The organism is Paenibacillus arenilitoris (assembly GCF_014705655.1).
GTDB classification, from domain to species: domain Bacteria; phylum Bacillota; class Bacilli; order Paenibacillales; family Paenibacillaceae; genus Pristimantibacillus; species Pristimantibacillus arenilitoris.
The window spans coordinates 36,324-54,302 of the sequence record NZ_JACXIY010000013.1 but is presented as its reverse complement, the minus strand read 5'-3'; the positions used below and the strand labels follow the sequence as shown (position 1 = coordinate 54,302).

Sequence of the window (17,979 nt, the reverse complement as noted above, 5' to 3'; positions counted from 1 at the left end):
GTATCGCCTCTTCGGCATTCACACAGCCGTCTCTTTCTTGAGAACCGCTTGCTTCCGGTAATCTCCCGGAGCAAAACCTACCTGTTTTTTAAACACGCGCCCGAAAGACACATGGTGAAGATATCCGCATTCTGCCCCGATTTCCTGAACCGACTTGTTGGTCGTGGACAGCAGTAATTTGGCATGCCGGACACGCAGCTCCGTTACATAATCCGTCCAATTGATGCCGGTCGCTTCTTTGATTAATCGGCTCATGTGGCTGTTGCTCATGCAGAAGTGTTCCGCAATCTTCGCTAATGAAAGATCAGGGTCATGGAAGCATGCCTTCATGTATTGCTCGATCTGCTTGAACACCTCATATTTCTGATTGCCCGATCGAAGCCGCTCCAGCTCGTCAGCCAATGCGCTTACCGCCTTCAGCCAGCCATCCCTATATTCTTGTACGGTTTCGAATCGGTCCAGCAGGTTGATCAGATGAGGTTCTATCCTCTTATCGAATGTGTCCCGGTAACTCTCCGGCCCTTCCTTGATGACTTTGGACAAGCAAAAATTCATATATTGAAACAAGGTAAGCAATTTGCTCCTTGACGTAATGGACAACTCGATCGTATCGAATACTTGAGTCATCTGCTCCCGCCAACCAGCTGTCCCCATACGAAGGGAATAAGCCGCCTGCGAAGTCGACTCGATGACATTCAGGAGCTCTAATTGCGAGCCTCCGGAATCAGGGACCGCGGTGAAAATACGATCGATTCCTTGCGTTGCCTTATAAGACAACAATTCCAACGCTTCCTCTCGAGATTCGGCGATTTGGCTCGGTTCGTTCACCAAGCCGCTGATTCCAATGGACACGGTAAAGGGCAGATGCAGCCTCACCCAATGCTTGATGCGCTGGGCTTGTTCGAGCATCTCGCCTTGCGCCATTACCGTAAGTTGTTCCGACGATAACCATGACATCCATATTCGAATGTTGTCCTCGCTAATCGTCTCCTTGACTACTTGTTCTATCGCAAACTTGAACAGCGATTGATCGTTAGGCGAGTATTGCTCCTGGAATTCCTTGTAACGATCGATCTCAAACACCATCACTTGCGAGGTCGTCCATTCTTGCGTTACTCCTTCTTCATGTACGCGCGCGTTCCAATCCTCCGTGGAAATCATACGTTCCCCGGTCAATATTTCACGAAGCCATTGCTTACGCGTAATATCTTGATACTGGTTGGAAGCGAAATGATATTCGCTTGCCTGATGGATGAGTTCATCCATCAAATTATCCAAATATTCGAAATCGAGACCATTGAATTGTCTTTTGCTTGTAAGCCGATTAATTAACGAGTCGATCGGATGGGCGAACCGCCGCAATAACCACAGCATTCCTATCGTGATCGCAAGCACGCAGGCAATGCCGACAGCCATCCAGAAATTCAGGAAGGAGTACATCTCTTCAGAGATATCCTTGCTCGTCCATCCGGATTCGTAGAAATACCCGGAAACGGAGGAATTGACTTCCGAGACGACCTTCGCCTCGCCGGGAATATTCGTTGTCGCCGCAATGATATGGCCTTCCGAGTCCACCATGCGGACATATCCGACAGAATCGCCCGCATTTTCACGCAATAGAGCTTCAAGTCTGTTCACATTAATATTAATCACTAACAGGCCATTCTTGCTCATAAACAGCGGGACTTTACGAACGTAAGAAATGACCCTGACATTCTGACCCTCCACTTTGTATTCAACCAGAGGATAATACTCGTTATAAGTCCGTACGGAAGACCATAGCTCGGGCAATGCCTTGGCAGCTAATCTGGAAACAAACTCTTTGTCGCCAAATTCCCCGAGCTGTCGGAAGCTCCTTGAACTTAGCACCGTCTGATCGATCTCGCGGTACACATAAATCGAATCGATCAGGGGATTGAACTGAACGACCTTATTGAACGTTTGGGATAGCTGCGTTTTGAGGAATTGAAAAGCTTCCGTCCCGCTTTCCGTTTCGTACAGGAACTTCCGGAATTTCTCGTCTCGATCCAATTCCATAATGACTTGTTGCTCGATTAGCTTAAGCCAGCTATCCATCGTTTGCGCGCTCGTCTGTGCGAATTTATAATTCGCTTGATTTGAATAATTACGATGGGTATCGATAAGCATGATGATGAAAATAGAACTAAGGAGCACCACCACAATATAAAAAGAAGGTAGTATTACGAATGCCAAGCGACGAGTAAACTTCGGTTTTCCCATATTCCCCCTCCTATATGTGCGAAAGCGCTCCTTGCCTGCACCGTTACTTTAAGGAATCGTTAAATTCTATCAAATCCTTGGCTAATATGGCATTACCGCTGTTTTCAGCGTACCAATTCGCATACCACTCTTCCAATTTCTTTCCTCCAGCGCTATCCCAAACTTTTTTCATATCCTGCATGGCTTGTTCCGCGCTATAGGATTTCGTAATAATCGCTTTCGTGCTGATCTCTTCCATTGTTGGCGTAATCGTGCTGGATATGATCTGCAGATCGTCGGGAAGAGTCGGCATATGCTCCGGATGGGTCAACCACGGAATATCTTTCCCGTTGAAAGTCTCCTCTGCCTGATGGTACAAGTCCAGGAATTCTTTCTGAATCGGCACCTCCGGATTCAATTGTCCTTCAAGCGTAGCGCAATCGCCAAGCAGCGTTTTCGAAAACAGCATTTGGAAGTCGGCCGTCCAAGACACTTCATTCTTGTATCGTTCATCATCTAAAATTTTGGGGCAGCCGGTCGCGCTTTGTTCCCAATGCGTTCCTTCGAAACCATACAATAGCGTTTCGCCCGTTGTTTCCTGCGACATAAAATCAACATACTTGATCACGGATGCCGGATCTTTTGCGGTTGAGTTGATGACGGCCGTCATTTGCACCGGATTTTGGAAATACGATATGAAACGGCCGTATTTCGTTTCCGGCCAAGGGACGACGATCAGCTCGGCATCGGGATTGTTTTTCCTGAAGGTTTCATAAAGATTGAAGTCGGCCATACTGGCGATTCTGCCGGTATATACGCCTGCCCGTCCTTGAAGGAAGAATTGCCGTTGCTGCTCGCGGTTCTTATCCGTCAAGTAATCCTTGTCGATCAAGCCTTCTTCATATATTTTCTTATGATAATCCAAAGCGGCTTGCTTGCGTTCCCAATCTTTCACTAACTGGCCGTCTTGAACGATCCATTCCACATCCTGAAACATCACATAAAGCCCTCGTCCCTGGGCATCGGCAATCCCGTAAGTATCAGCCTTGCCGTTTCCGTCGGGATCCTCGGAGGCGAATGCCCTCATCACGTCGAGCAGCTCTTGATCCGTCGTCGGAGCCTTCAGATTCAACTTGTCCAACCAATCTTTACGGACGAACATCACTTCGTCCGGCAGCATCGGAGACAATTTCCCGATCTCGTATAATTTCCCGTCAGGCTTCGTCCCTGCTTTCCGCAGCACCGGATAGGTCTCGAGCAGCTTCTTATAAGTGGTAGAATGCTTTTCAATAAGCTCGTCAATCGGAATAACTTGGCCGGTTCTGTACAAAGAATCGCGGAAAGCGGTTGCATATTCTTGAATCAAATCGGGAGCATCTCCCGATGCCAGCAATACGTTGAATTTATCGGTACTTTCCCACCGGGGTACCGTAATAAATTTCACGTCTGTCGGCCCGTTCTCCACAACCCAATCCGTCCAACTGTTTTTCTCGGCCGTACCGGCTTCGGCCGGCACATTCCCCCGGTCATACATCGATACCGTGATCGATCCGCGTTTCGCGGAGTTCTCGCCCGAATGACTTGGCTGTTCCTGCCCGCCGGTATTCCCATTGTCGGAGCAGGCGACAATAAACAGCATCGCTAATAAAATGACCGTTATGGTTGCTGTCGGTTTGAACTTCAACATAGAGACCTTCCCCTCGCCATCTTTCTGAGATTTATTATCCTTTAATGGAGCCAATCATGACACCTTTTACGAAATACTTTTGCAAGAAGGGATAAACGATCAACATCGGAGTCACTAATACAAGGATGCCGGCTGCCCGGATCGATTCCGGCGTCATTGGAATTTGCCCCGCATCGGGCGCGTTATTCAGCCCTTCCAATATGGATTGGCTTTGGATCATCTGTTGCACAAGAAGAGTCAGATTTTGCATATCCGCTTGGTTGATGTAAATGAGCACGGAGAAAAAATTATTCCAATAGCCGACACCGTAGAACAGCGCAATCGTCGCAAATACCGGCACGGAAAGCGGCAACACGATATGAAACAAAGTTCGAAGCTCGCCGCATCCGTCGATTTCGGCTGAATCGAATAATTCTTCCGGCAAGCTTAGGAAGAACGTTCTGATAATCAACATATTAAATGTGCTTACCAGGCCAGGCAACCATAAAGCCCAGTAGGTGTTCAGCAAGTCGAGCGAATTGACAACCAGGTAAGTAGGAATGAGCCCGCCGTTGAACAACATGGTAAATACAAACGCCAAAGTAAAGAAACGGCGTGCATAAAATCTTTTCCTGGCCAACGGATACGCCGCCGCAGTGGTAAACACCAAGCTTAGCACGAGACCTACTAAGGTAATGATCACGTTATTGAGCAGTGCCCTTGGAACCCGGCCGCCTTCCAGCAGCAATTGAAAGGCTTCCGTCGACCACCCCTTCGGCCAGAGGGTAACAAATCCGGACATCACCGCATCGAAATCGCTAAACGCAAGCGCGATAACATGCAGAAGAGGAAATAAACAGCTTAGAGCGGCCAGAAGCAATATACCTTCGTTTACGAGATAAAATAGTTGTTCGCCCTTGGTCGGTTTCAACCGATCAGCCTCCTTACCATAAGTTTTGATTGAAACGCCGGGCGACTCGGTTGGCTGTCACAACCAGGATAAAACCAACCAGAGATTCAAACAATCCAAGCGCCGTACTTCTGCTGAATTGCGCTCCGAGCAATCCGATCTTGTAAATATAAGTGCTAAGAACCTCCGAAGAGCTGTAAACCACATCATTTTGCAAGACGTAAACATGATCGAAGCCGACTTCCATGATATTGCCCATGGACAGGATTAACAGCAAGAAGATGGTGGGCCGGATCCCCGGCAGCGTGATATGCCAGATCTTTCTGAACTTGCCGGCGCCGTCTACGCTTGCCGCTTCGTACAACGTAGGATCGATCGATGTTAAGGCAGCGAGATAAATAATGGCACTGAAACCGGCTTCCTTCCATATCCCCGAGCCTACATAGATGGAGATCCACGTATTGGCCTGGTATAAGAATGGCAGCGGTTCGTCTCGAAACAAAGTGATGATTTTGTTCACGATTCCCGATTCTTGAGAAAACAAGGTGATGAAGATTCCTCCGATGATCACCCAAGAAAAGAAGTGAGGCAAATACACAAGCGTCTGCACCGATTTCTTAAACAGCATGCTCCTCACTTCATTCAGCATTAATGCAATCAGGATCGGGAAAGGAAATCCGACGACGATATTTAGCAAACTTAGAAAAAGAGTGTTCCAGACAATCTTCAGGGTAAACGGGTCGTTAACGATAATTTCAAGCCATTTCAAGCCTACCCACGGACTTCCGAATACCCCTTTGGCGAACGTGTACTCCTTAAAAGCAATAACATATCCGAACATTGGAGCGTATTTAAAAATCAAATAAAAAGCCACAACCGGAACGAACATGACTAACAAAGGAATATTGCGTTTGAATCTCGCCCATGATCTTGATGCTCCCAAAGCATGCATGCGGTAATCTTTCTCCTCCCTTCCAAAATGAATTTTATCTTCGAACACTTCATTCTTACCCCAACATACGATCCTAGCTCAATATACAATTGATGCGATATGCAACATTAACGGCCAAGGTATAAAATATTTCATAAGCGGCGAAGCGCCGGACGGCGTGCGAGCGGATTGTCTATACGCGCGGCTCCCTTCTACGCAAAAAAACCTCAGAGCATGGTCTCTGAGGCAAATCTTTTTCGTTTGCTAAATAGTTAAGCGATATCCGTCATACGACTAACCTATTACCTAACCGATTAGATCATCCGCATGCGCATGCGGTACTGCGTCGGCTGCTCTCCTGTCGACCGTTTGAACCATTTGCTGAAATAATGGACGCTCTGAAATTGAAGCCGCTCCGATATTTCCGTAACGGTCATCCCGGTTCCTTCCAACAGTTTGCGGGCCATGCCGATTCTTCGTTCCGTATGATACATGTGCGGGGAAACTCCGAAACGATCCCGGAATAACCGCGCCATATAATCATGCGAATAAGGGGTCGACAATTGTATCCAATTCGAATGGTACGGCTCCCCCGCTTTCCGGTCCAGCAAATCTTTTATTGCCGCGATATGCCTCTCCAACGCCGAAGCGGGCAATTGCCGCTCCCGTACCCATGCGGACAATTTCACGATAAATTGCATGAACAGCCCCCGGAGCATCAGCGGAGCCATCGGCGCCCGGTTTCGATATTCTTTGACCGCCGCTTCAAAGAAAACCAAGGGCCACATCCCGGTTTGTTGAATAAAAGGGAACGGTTGCCCGCTGTCGCAAGCTTCGTTTTCCATCTCCATTCCAGGCCGGTAGGGAACAATCGGCGGAGGTTCCGGCGGCGGATGCTCTTCCAGAACGCCTTGCGGCGTAAAATGCAGTCCATAGAGCACGAAAGGATTGACTTCGCTAGCTTCTATTAAATGCGGCTGACGCGGGCCATAGTAAAACAAGCATCCGGGCGAGGCCTTGTAGGTTTGCCCGCACACTTGAATCTTTCCCGTTCCGGCGCTGACGAACAAAAATTGGCAATCGCTGATCAAGCGCGGACCGAATCGTTCTCCCGGCCGGCAAGCGAGCCGGTTCGCGTAATGAACGACAGGCTGGAACCGGTTGTCCAATGGCGGCCATAGACTCATGACGATCCCCCGCTCTAAAAAAATGATTCCGGCAAATGACAAACAAAGAATGCCATATGCAAATACAGTCTTCCGAAACGATGATACGATGATAACAAACTTGCGCAGGGAGGTTGTAACCAGGTGAGTACCCATCCGGAACAAGATAACGACAAACGTCCGATCGGCGGACCATTCAAAAATTCTGCAGAGTTGCTGACGCAGCCGGAACAACTTAGACAACGAGCCGAAGAAGACGGTTATTTATTCATCAAAGGTATGCTGCCGGCCGATGCGGTGAATTCGGTACGGCAAGACGTCCTGGCCGTATTGGATCGGCACGGCTTGCTGGATCCGGCGCACGCAGCCGAAACCGCTATGGGAAATATCGAAAGAATCCGCCAATATACCGCGGAGGAGATCGCTTGGAACGGTGTAGGAACCGTCATCGACGTATACAGAGACGTCCAAAAGCTGGAGTCGTTCCATGCGCTGGCGCAGTCGTCCGCCATATTGAATATGCTTTCTACGCTTTTCGGCGAAACCGCATTTCCGCATCCCCGCAACATTGCGCGCATTATGCTCCCCCACCCGGACGTCCATGTCACTCCGTCGCATCAAGATTATCTTCATGTGCAAGGAAGCGCGGATACATGGACCTGTTGGATTCCGTTAGGGGACGTATCCGCAGATCTCGGGGGATTGGCCGTGTTAAGAGGCAGCCATCGCGAAGGCTTGCTCGGCGTCGCCCGGTCGCCCGGCGCGGGCGGATTGGAATCGATTCTGTGCGGGCTCGGATATGAATGGGAAACGGCAGCGTATGAGTCAGGCGACGTGCTTGCATTCCACAGTTATACGGTTCATAAATCGCTGCCGAATCGAATCCCGGGCAAAATACGCCTCTCTTGCGATTTCCGGTACCAAAAAATATCGGATCCCATCGAACAGGCCTCGCTGCTTCCTCACGGCCCGTTCGCATGGGATCAATTGTATGAAGGATGGTCTCGAACCGACCTTCCATATTACTGGAACAACCGTCAGTTCAGCTACAAAGATTTCGACGAAACCGTTCGATGGCAGAAAGAAAAAATTTGCTAGCGATGCGGTAACGAGGTTAGGAGAATGTAAACTCGCCGCCGCCGGGGATCGACCGCACCGTTCCGTCCGGCATTACAAGCGTAACCGGCACGGTAACCGGCGCCGTCCCCGAGATCGAGTACTTGCCTTCTTTCTTTTCCCACTGCACTTCAACCAGGCCTTTCGGCGTTATGACCCGTCCTTCCGCTTCCCGCAGCGAAAGGCATTGCGGTTCGATCCGAATGGCCTCCCACCCGGGAAGCTCCGGACGAACGCCCAGCAAGCCGTTAGTGAATTCATAAAGCGGCAGAGCGCCCCAAGCATGACAATCGCTTCGCTGCATGAACGGATCTTCCGGCCATGTCGTCAATCCGAGCTTCAGAAGCTCTCTCCACGGACGCCATAACTCCTCCGTACGATCGTAGCGTCCGGCTTTCTCCAAAGCCCGGAATAAATAATAGGACATGGCGTACGAACAGGAAAGAAGCCCCTGCTCCGCAAGCATACGGTCCATGAGAGCCGCGGCGTCCTCGCCTTCCACGAGTTCCGCCAATACAGCCCAAACTTGGCTATGTTGGCTGTATTGTTCCCATTCCGGTCCTTCCCGGTACAATCCCTTTTCCTCCGACCAACAGAGCATATGCAGCGCTCCCGCGGTCTCCGCCGCTCTCCGCTCATATTCGAGAGCGGTTTCCACCCGTCCGGTTAAACGGGAGAGTCTCGCAGCCGCCTTCAATCCGCATATGTACGCCGCGTTATGATTGGCTGACGGACCGTAAAGCGTCGCCCGCGGGGAACCTTGCAAATCGTCCCACTCCTTGACCCAATCGAAAAACTCCCAATAGCCTAGCCGCTCGACAAGCCCTTGTTCGCCGCGCTTCCGCTCATACCAGGATAGAATGGAATCAATGACGGGCCGGCAGCGGACCGGCAGCTCCATGTCCCCCGTTTGCCAAACGTAGTCTTCCACCATGAAGATCCAATGGAGGGCGAACACGGGAATGACTTGAGGTTCCATGGAAGGATATCTCGCTTGAATGATCCCTTCCGGAAGCAAAGAGGCCCCGAAATCCTCGATTGCCTTCCGCGCAAGTCTCGGATCGCCGGAAGTCCGGTACGTAAACAAGATTTGCAATCTTGTGTCCATGATGTATTGAAGCTGTTCGTAGTAAGGACAATCCTCATACGTTTCGTGCATGCAGCGTTGAAGCGTACGTACGCTGACGTCCCAAAGCGGTCCCGTCCAATCGGCCGAGGTGCGCACCGTCGAAACGACCTCCAGCGGATAACCGGTTTCCCGGTATTCCGGAGGATGGACGACGACAGGCTCGCTGCCCGTCATAACCTCCAATCGCAGGAAGCGGAATGTCCGGAACCAGAACGGTTCATAGGTCTCGTCTCCGCCGGCCGGCCGGTACACGTCTTCATGACCAAGCAGCTCGTAATGGACGGCGTCATCCCGATTTCCTTTCTCCGGAAACCCTTTCGCGCTTTTCCTTGAATAGCTTTCCGCATATTTGAGCCGGATTTGGCTTCCGGCGCCTCCCCTCGTTCGAAGCGACACATAGCCGGTCGTTAGCTCGCCCGCATCCAGAACGACCGCCCGGACGCTGTTCGGCGGAACGACGAGCGGCTCGAAGAGACCGCGGCCGAACGAGCCGCGCGGCGTAACGTCCCGGCCTGCAGGCATCTCGCTTCGAAACCGGCGCTCTCTTTCATAAAGCAGCGGTATGGGTCGTTCCTGGAGCGGAAACGGCGGGATGAGCCCGTACGGTCTTCCGTTGGCGCGCCATTTGACGTCCGGAACGATCCATAATGCTTCATCCGCCTCAGCCGCCCGTTCGGAGCCGGAAGCCGGCTTATTCCAGCCATGCGGCAGCAACGCGCCGTTCACCCGCTCCATCGGGCCAAGAAACGCCGTCCCCCGGTAAGGCTCCCACTCGACCGCACGACCCAGCATCGCTTCCCAAGGAACAGCGTTCTTCTTTCCGGTCGCGATGTCCGCCGTGACGTCTCCGGAAGCCGACGACGCGAGACCGCTTACGATTAAACAAGGGCCGGCCGCGCTTGTCGTAACGGAGAACGGGCCGCCGCTTCCTTGAGGCTGAGCTTCGTATGGCGAGTAGGAAACGACTTTCACCGCAAGAACATTTTCGCCCGAACATAATAGATCGCTTACGTCGACCGTCTCGTAATAATGCCGCCACCGGTCGCCCTTGCACGGTCCGGATAGGATCGGTTCCCCGTTCACCCACAGCCGGTAACGGCTATGAGCGCTAATCGAAAGCGTCAGCCTGGTATCCTCCGCTTCGGACAAATCAAACCGGCAGCGGAAGTAGGCGGCCTCATTGCGGATCGGTCCGGCCTTCGTTCCGGCTGCATACTCCGAAGCGGGAACTCCAATCCACGATGCGTCTGTCAACTTGGTTACAATGTCCATGTTCAACCTCCATTTCTGAGTACGATTCTACTCTTTCACGCTGCCAAGTACGATGCCTTTCATAAAAAAACGCTGCAAGAACGGATAAACGAGCAGAATCGGCAACGCTCCCAAAAAAATCTGCGCCGCTTTCGCCGTTCTGTCGCTCACCTCCATAAGCGATTTCATGTCGGACGAAGATACGAGGCTCAAGTCGCGGTTGATGACGACGGTCTGCAGATAGCTTTGGAGCGGGTAATGCTCCGGCGAATTCATAAAGATCAGTCCGTCGAACCAGGAATTCCAATGGCCCACCGTCGCAAATAACGTAATCGTTGCCAGCGCAGGCGCAGAAAGCGGCACGATCACGCGCCACAGCGTCGTCCAATGGCCGGCGCCGTCGATAAACGCGGCTTCTTCCAGTTCCTTGGGCAATCCGCGGAAAAAGTTGAGAAGCAGCACCACGTTAAATACGGGAACCACCGAAGGGAGCACCAAAGCCCAGATCGTATCCATAATTCCCGTGTATTTCACAATCATATATTGGGGAATGAGCCCGCCGTGGAATAGGATCGTGATGACGAAAACCCAGACGTATACGGTACGGTACGGAAACTTGGTCACTTCCTTGGATAGCGGATATGCGACCAAGATCGTAAGCAGCATGTTGACCGTTACGCCGATCGCGACCCGTTGCAGCGTAACGCCGACGGAAGTCAAGAATGCCGGTTTGGCAAGAACGAACTGATAAGAGCTTGCCGTGAATTCGACCGGCCAAAGTTTTACAAGCCCTGCAGTTGCCGCCTCGCTCGAGCTGAACGATACGGACAGCACGTGGATCAAAGGAAGCAAGCACAGAAGCGACATAAACAGCAACAACGCATAGTTGACGGCGACGAAAACTCTTCTTCCGGTCGTCAATCGCTCGACCATCCTTCTTCCTCCTCTCTGCCTTCACGAAACGTTAAAAAATTCGATAGTTTGCCAGCCGGTAGGCTAAATAATACGAAATCGAGATAAATGCGAACGACACGACCGATTTAAACAATCCGACGGCGGTCGCCACCCCGTATTGCGCATCGATGAGACCGATCCGGTAAACGAACGTATCGATGATGTCGCCCGTTTCGTACACCTGCGGGCTGTACAAATTGAACACTTGGTCGAACCCCGCGTTCAGCACGTTGCCTAGGCTCAGAGTCAGGGTGAGCACGATAATCGGCATCATGCCGGGAAGCGTGACGTACCACGTCTGTTTCCATCGGCCGGCGCCGTCTACGATGGCGGCTTCGTACAACGACGGGTTAATGCTTGTCAGCGCCGCCAAATAAACGATCGTGTTGAAACCGAACTCCTTCCAAACGTCGGACATGACGAGCACCTGCCGGAACCAGCGGTTGTCTCCCAGAAAGTAGATCGGCTCGATCCCCACCCAAGCCAGCAGTTGGTTCACGATGCCGCTGGAAGGAGATAAGATATCGATCAGAATTCCGCCAAGGATGATCCAGGATAAAAAGTGAGGCAAGTAAATCATCGTTTGGATGCCGCGCTTGAAAACATCTTTGCGAACCTCATTCAGCAGAAGCGCCACGATAATCGGAACGATGAAGCCTGCCACGATTTTGAATAGAGCGATGATCACCGTGTTCCACAAAATTCTGGCAGAGTCGGGCATGTCCAGAACGTATTGGAAATTATCGAAACCCGCCCAGGGTGAATCGAAGAAGCCCTTGGCCGGCTTAAACTTCTGAAATGCCATAATAATGCCGAATAACGGCCCGTAGCTGTAAATTACAACAAGCAGCAGCCCTGGCAGCAGCATGAGATGCAGCGGCCAATACGGCGATTTGAGCTTCTTAATCATCCTGACACCTCCGGCAAAAAGTAAAGAGGGAAGATCCGGACGCAACTCTTCCCCCGCCTATCGAGTTATTTGGAAGCGTACCACTCGTTGACTTCTTCCGTAATGTCGTCGCCGCCGAGCTTTTTCCAATCTTCAACGAATTTGTCGAAATGATCGATCGGATCGCCGAGAATAATTTTGCTGAACACTTCGAGCTCCATCTTAAGCAGCGTCGCATCCTTCTCCACCATCGTGTCCGTCGGCGCGCCGAAGAACTCGTTCTGCAAAATCAGGCCTTCGTCCACATATTTGTCGATCGTCTTGAACGAGCCTTCTTTCCCGAACACCCGGTTATAGGCCCACCCGATTTCGCTGCCTGCTTTGCCTTCAAGGAAATCCTTGATTTGCGCATAGTTGTTCTGTTCCTCCGGATTAAGCTTCGACTCGTCGCCGCTGTCCATCGCTTCCGAAATATGCAAATGAATATCGAGGTTTTTACGGGCCGGCCACGTTTGGAAAGGGGTATATTTATGTTTTTCAAATCCGTCTTTTGTAAAATGTTCCGCGTAATTTTCCGGAGTCGTCGACTCTCCCCATCCGGTTTCTACGAACAGGTTAATAATCTTGAGCAGCGCTTCCGGATGCTTCGCCTCTTTCAACACGGCGTAATACGTGCCTACTGCGAGGTTGACGCGCGACTGCGCCGGTTTGTCATCGACGGAAACGAGCGGATAAGCCTGCCATTCGGCATTCGGGTCATTCCGTTTGTTGTCCACAAGCGGCCACAACGGATTCCACATTTGCCCAAAATGAAGCCCTGCTTTGCCGGCGGCTGCGGACTCGGCCGCTTTTCCTTGGTCCTTCACGCCGAATTCTCTGTCGATTTGGCCTTTCTTATTAAGCTCTTGCAGCTTGGCGAGCGCTACCTTCATTTCGGGCTGGATGCTGCCGAACACAAGCTTGCCCGAGCTGTCCTTCACCCATTGGCGCGGATAAGCATGAAACCCGTTAAGGAAACCGTCGATTCCGGCGTATCCGCCATACAAATCTTTATTGAGCGATAGCCCGATCGTATCCGCTTTGCCGTTGCCGTCCGGATCTTGCGTCGTGAACGCCTCGGATATTTTGAGCACGTCGTCCATCGTTTGAGGTTCGGGAAGATTCAGCTTCTTCAACCAGTCGGTACGCACCCAAACCATGAATGCTCCGTCCATCGCCGATCCCGTGTTCGGAATCGCCATCAGCTTGCCGTCGAACGTCGCCGATGCGAGTGCGTTCGGACCGTCTTGGTTCATGATTTCTTTCGTAAAAGGCGATGCATATTGCTCGTAGATGTCGGTCAAATCCATTAGAAGATCGCCTTCGACCAGCTGCTTCAGCTGTCTGGCGCTAACGGGAATGATTTCGGGCAAGTCTCCGGAAGCGATCGAGACGTTCATCTTCTGCTCGCCTTGTCCGCCGGGTCCGTCGCCGCTGACGACCCAGTCGTATTGGATGTCGATGCCGAGCTTATCCATAATGGTACGGCTCCAAATGTTGTTGTCGATATCTTCGCCTTCCGCGTATTTGAAAGTGTCGTTCACGATGCGGACGGAAGTAACCTCGACCGGAGGATCGTATTTGCCTAGCGGACCGGCCGCTGCCGGTTCTTCGCCGGTGCCGGAGTCGGTGCTTGCCGTTTCTTCGGCATTCTCATTCGTCTCCGCTGCCGGTTCGGGATCCGTCGCCCCCTCGCCTCCGTTTCCCGCACCCCCTGAGCAAGCGCTTACAAATACGATTGCCATAATCAATAAAGCTGTGAGCCATGCCCTGCGACTTGCAGTCTTCATGAACATCCTCCTTCATCGATTGTGATGATGATCTTGGCTTTAGTATAAGTCCGCTCGTACGACGGCGATATAACACACTGTTTGGATTTGTTCTCTTTTATTTTGGAAATGCTTGATTCCGGTAATCCTGCGGCCCGATGCCGGTATGTTTTCTGAAAAACCGGGTGAAATAACCGGCGTTGTCAAATCCGATCGCCGCCGCGACTTCGTGGATTTTGAGCGGTGTGGCCGCCAGAAGTTCTCTGGCTTTCTCCAGTCGGACGTTCGTGATGTAATCGGAAATATTTTGGCCCGTCGTCTGCTTGTATAAGAGCGACAAATAAGACGGATTCAAATAAACGGCTTCCGCGAGTGCCGTAAGCGAAACGTCATAAGCGATCCGTCCGCGGATAAATTTATTGACTTTGTCCACGATTCTATCCGCTCTTTCGTCTTGAACGTTCTTCTTCAGCGCGATCAAATGTTCGGCCGTCTTCTGCAAATATCCGATCGCTTGCTCCCTTGAATGATGACTTTGAATGTCCATCAGCCTCTCCAGCCGGATAACCGGATAGAGACGGTCGACCCAGCCCCAACGGTTCACGAGTCCGATGAATTTGTTTGCAATCGTATAGTAAGCCTCCAAATAAACGGCGTAATCATGAGCGCCCTCGAACCATGCGGAGATGACGGCATGCGCCTCTTCCGAACGCCCGCCTTCGAGCACCGTGTCGAGCCGTTCTCTTAACCTCGCCAGCATCGTCTCTCCTCGATTTTCGCAAGAACCCTCGGTACCGCCGTTCGATATGAACAGCATCATCGTATCGCCCGGACCGGCGCTAAGAACAAGCGCCTTCTTCATCCGGAAATACGTCTCCGGCAAATTCGCCCAATCCGCCTGCTCATGCCCGCACATGACGGAAACAGGAAGATGAAGTAACGTGCCGCAAGTGCGCTGCACGGTTTCAAGAGTTCCTCGCACGAATCGAAGTATGCCTTCCCGCTCCGGTTCGGATCGATTTCCCGGCTGCACCAAGAGCATAAAGCAGGAATCGTCCAATGCGATCATCTGCAAGGCCTGCGCTGTAAAATACTCGGAAATAATGTTCTCCATTGCGTAGATAAGAAGCTGCCGGTCCATAACGGAAATGCGTACCGGCCATCGGTCCACGCGCAGGAGCACGGGAAGCACGGGGGCATCCGCATGCAGAGGGCATGCCAGATCGGCAAGCCTCGATTGCGTCAGCCCCGCGTCCTCCGCTCCGTCATGCAGCAGCCTGCGGAACCAATCGTTGCGAAGGACCGGGAGCGCCTCTGCGAACCGTTCTTTCGCAATCCGCATGAATCTGTCATTATGAAGCTCTTCCTCCAGCCGCTCTATAGCGGACCTAATGCTTGCAACAATCGGTTCGTCGCCCTCGGTCTTCAGTATATAATCGACGCCTCCGTCACGAAGGCACTGTCTCACGTATTCCGAATCATTCATGCCGGTCAGGAATATGACCTTGCAGCGAGGCCACCGTTGCTTGATCCGCCGGTGCAGCCCCAACCCGTCCATCCCGGGCATCTTGATATCGCTAAGCACGATATCGATCTTCACTCGGCCAAGCCAATGAAGCGCTTCGTCCGCTGAATAAGCCCTGTACAATTCGAGCTCCTCCAGATCCGTTTCCTGCAGCATCTCATACAACCCGTCGACCGTGTACGGTTCGTCATCCACAATGAGCAGCCGGTACATGCTCATCCTCCTCCCGCCCTAAAGGAATTCGAAGCTCCGCTCTCAGTCCGCCCGATTCGCCTAATGAAAGCGATACGCCGCCTGCTTGTCCGTATTTGATCCGTAAGCGGCGGTGTACGTTGATTAACCCCGTGCTCTCGGAAGCCTCCTCCGGTACATACAGGCGAATGCAAAGCGATTGGAGCTTTTCCTCGTTCAATTCCTCCCCGTTATCCTCGACGGCAACAAGCAGCATCCCGCCGTCCGCTCGAAAGCTGACGCGGATCCATCCATCCTTCTTTTTATTCTCCAAACCGTGGTTGTAAGCGTTCTCGATAAGCGGCTGCAAGATTAGCCGCGGAACCTGCAGGTTCCGTATTTCTTCCGGCAGCTCGCCGAATTCGCCGTGAATCCGGTTCGCAAAGCGGAACGACTGGATGTCCATGTAAGTCCTCGCATACTTCGCTTCCGTCTCCAGCGTAGTTTCATGTACCCCGTCGCGGGTGATGAATTGGAAGTACTCTCCTAAAAATTTCGTAAACCGCTCGATATTTTCGTTATCGTGCAATTTCGCCATCCGGTGCAGGATGAAGAAGCTGTTATATAAAAAATGAGGATTGATCTGCGACTGAAGCTGTCTCAGCTCGGCAAGGCGGACGCGGTATTTTTGCTCATAAACCTCATGAACCAACACGTTCAGCTCTTTGACCATCGCATTGAACCGTCTATATAAAAAACCGAATTCATCCTTCAAGGGGTAGGTTAAGACGAAGTTGAAATTGCCCTGCTCTACCTTATTGAGAGAACGCACTAACGTCCGCAACGGCCGCTGGATGATCCGGTAGATGCTGAAAGCGAAGAAGATAATGACGGCCACGGACAGCGACGTCAGCAGAATCAACCAATACCGGTACCGCTTAAGCGAACCGAAAATACGGTTTTCCGGCATATAGATCGACAACGTGCTGTCCAGTCTGGACGACGACTTTCCGACGACAAGAAACTTTTCGCTGCCGGCATCCGAATCAGAACTTTCCGAACCGCTGGAAATCGACCACGGCAAATGATTGCCGGCAAGCACGGCTTGCTCCCCGTTCGTCGTAAATTGCCGCAGCGCGTTCCGGAGCTCGCGTTCCGACAGCTCTACGGTCAGCAGGAAAAGCGGCTCCTTGCCTTCCAACACGACGGGATCCGAAGACGGCACGCTGATGAACAGTCTGCCGTTCCACTGGAGGAAAGGGGCTTCATAACGGTTCGTCGTTACGCAGAGCGCTTCAAATTGCGCTTGATCAAAGGCGGTGATCGAGTTATCGTTGGACGTTACGCTCCTGTTAAGCAAGGGAATGAAGGCGTTCACTTGGTGAACGAATCGGCTGGACTCCTCGAAGAGATCAAGCTTGCTCTTCAGCGCGAGAATGGATTGCGTCTTTTCAATATCGGTCATGATCGAGGCGGAGGTGCTTAATTTCATCAGATCTTCGTCGTTGACATAGGCTTGGATCAATTTTACGATACGTTCCACATCGGACTCGATCAAATTCATATACAGCTCGACCTTCGTATTCATGGAATTGACGATTTCCGAACGGACCGCATCCGCGCCCGACTCGTTCATAAACAAATTCAAGCTGCAAAGCGGAATGAGAAGCCCTAAAAAGGTCATGACGATTTTGCCGAAGATGGAGCGTCTCGGTGATTGCATGAACGATTTCATATAGAGCCTCCTTAAAGGTCATAGGACAAGTTGTATACATACTTCTGGTTACGTTCGACGATTCCTCCAAAAAAAAGCAGGGACCGCACCGTAATAAACAGTGCGATCCTTCCTTTAAGCCAAACGCGGGAATGTACGCTCTAATTTGAATTTAATAGAAGTAGGAAGCTGCTTTCTTGGACGATTTAAGAAAAAACTTAGACGATCTGCCAAGTATCTTCAACATTAGCACGGGCGACGTATTTATTCTTGAGCCGAATGTATATCACAGCTACACCTGTTCCGGGACGAATATGCCACCCAATCCGACGGCTATCATCACCACAACAATGAATATTTATGGCCACGCTCTCCGAACTGCTGATCAGGTGGCCGTCGATAAGTTCGAATCGCTCTTAACAACTAAAGCTGCACAAGCACAATAAAGAAGACGCGCAGGAACTTCCTGGCGTCATCTTTATGTTCATTTAGGCTAATATCCTTCCGAGTTTTCATCGGAACGCAAAGG

The 17,979-nt window shown here is 51.5% G+C and carries 13 protein-coding genes; 2 read left to right on the top strand and 11 right to left on the bottom strand.

The genetic code is table 11. The annotated features are described in order from the left end of the window. Nucleotides 1-18: 18 nt before the first annotated feature. From IDH41_RS10290 to IDH41_RS10270, 5 genes are all read right to left on the bottom strand, one after another. Nucleotides 19-2,241 (bottom strand): helix-turn-helix domain-containing protein, encoded by a 2,223-nt coding sequence (locus IDH41_RS10290; RefSeq protein WP_190860709.1) that lies wholly within the window; start codon nt 2,239-2,241, stop codon nt 19-21. Between the two features lie 43 nt (nt 2,242-2,284). Continuing rightward, entirely contained in the window at nt 2,285-3,961 is a 1,677-nt protein-coding gene (locus IDH41_RS10285; protein WP_190860707.1) for a type 2 periplasmic-binding domain-containing protein, read from the bottom strand. Then, the gene (locus tag IDH41_RS10280; RefSeq protein ID WP_190860705.1) at nt 3,942-4,817 is read right to left on the bottom strand and encodes a carbohydrate ABC transporter permease; all 876 of its coding nucleotides are present in this window, start codon (nt 4,815-4,817) and stop codon (nt 3,942-3,944) included. The genes IDH41_RS10285 and IDH41_RS10280 overlap by 20 nt, the downstream gene beginning before the upstream one ends. A gap of 13 nt (nt 4,818-4,830) precedes the next feature. Next, entirely contained in the window at nt 4,831-5,796 is a 966-nt protein-coding gene (locus IDH41_RS10275; RefSeq protein ID WP_317890719.1) for an ABC transporter permease, read from the bottom strand. A gap of 245 nt (nt 5,797-6,041) precedes the next feature. Beyond that, nucleotides 6,042-6,914: an AraC family transcriptional regulator gene (locus IDH41_RS10270; protein ID WP_190860703.1), complete on the bottom strand. Its 873-nt coding sequence runs from the start codon at nt 6,912-6,914 to the stop codon at nt 6,042-6,044. Between the two features lie 123 nt (nt 6,915-7,037). Here IDH41_RS10270 and IDH41_RS10265 point away from each other — a divergent pair, with 123 nt between their 5' ends. After that, nucleotides 7,038-7,991 carry a phytanoyl-CoA dioxygenase family protein gene (locus IDH41_RS10265; RefSeq protein ID WP_190860701.1) on the top strand — a complete coding sequence of 318 codons (954 nt, stop codon included), beginning with the start codon at nt 7,038-7,040 and terminating at the stop codon, nt 7,989-7,991. 16 nt (nt 7,992-8,007) lie between these two features. On the opposite strand, the gene IDH41_RS10260 is transcribed toward IDH41_RS10265, so the two are convergent. The 6 genes from IDH41_RS10260 to IDH41_RS10235 form a co-directional block, all read right to left on the bottom strand. Beyond that, nucleotides 8,008-10,410 (bottom strand): alpha-L-rhamnosidase-related protein, encoded by a 2,403-nt coding sequence (locus tag IDH41_RS10260; protein ID WP_190860699.1) that lies wholly within the window; start codon nt 10,408-10,410, stop codon nt 8,008-8,010. A 27-nt stretch (nt 10,411-10,437) separates the two neighbouring features. Continuing rightward, the gene (locus tag IDH41_RS10255) at nt 10,438-11,322 is read right to left on the bottom strand and encodes a carbohydrate ABC transporter permease (RefSeq protein ID WP_190860697.1); all 885 of its coding nucleotides are present in this window, start codon (nt 11,320-11,322) and stop codon (nt 10,438-10,440) included. A gap of 31 nt (nt 11,323-11,353) precedes the next feature. After that, nucleotides 11,354-12,253, bottom strand: coding sequence for an ABC transporter permease (locus IDH41_RS10250; protein ID WP_190860695.1), 900 nt, complete (start codon nt 12,251-12,253; stop codon nt 11,354-11,356). Between the two features lie 65 nt (nt 12,254-12,318). Beyond that, nucleotides 12,319-14,061 (bottom strand): extracellular solute-binding protein, encoded by a 1,743-nt coding sequence (locus IDH41_RS10245; RefSeq protein WP_190860693.1) that lies wholly within the window; start codon nt 14,059-14,061, stop codon nt 12,319-12,321. 97 nt (nt 14,062-14,158) lie between these two features. Then, nucleotides 14,159-15,784, bottom strand: a complete 1,626-nt coding sequence (locus IDH41_RS10240) for a response regulator (RefSeq protein WP_190860691.1) — start codon at nt 15,782-15,784, stop codon at nt 14,159-14,161. Then, nucleotides 15,753-17,471, bottom strand: a complete 1,719-nt coding sequence (locus tag IDH41_RS10235) for a sensor histidine kinase (protein ID WP_190860689.1) — start codon at nt 17,469-17,471, stop codon at nt 15,753-15,755. The genes IDH41_RS10240 and IDH41_RS10235 overlap by 32 nt, the downstream gene beginning before the upstream one ends. A gap of 176 nt (nt 17,472-17,647) precedes the next feature. On the opposite strand from IDH41_RS10235, the gene IDH41_RS10230 reads away from it, so the two are divergent. Beyond that, complete coding sequence (locus IDH41_RS10230) at nt 17,648-17,896, top strand: hypothetical protein (RefSeq protein ID WP_190860687.1); 249 nt, start codon at nt 17,648-17,650, stop codon at nt 17,894-17,896. Nucleotides 17,897-17,979 lie beyond the last annotated feature (83 nt).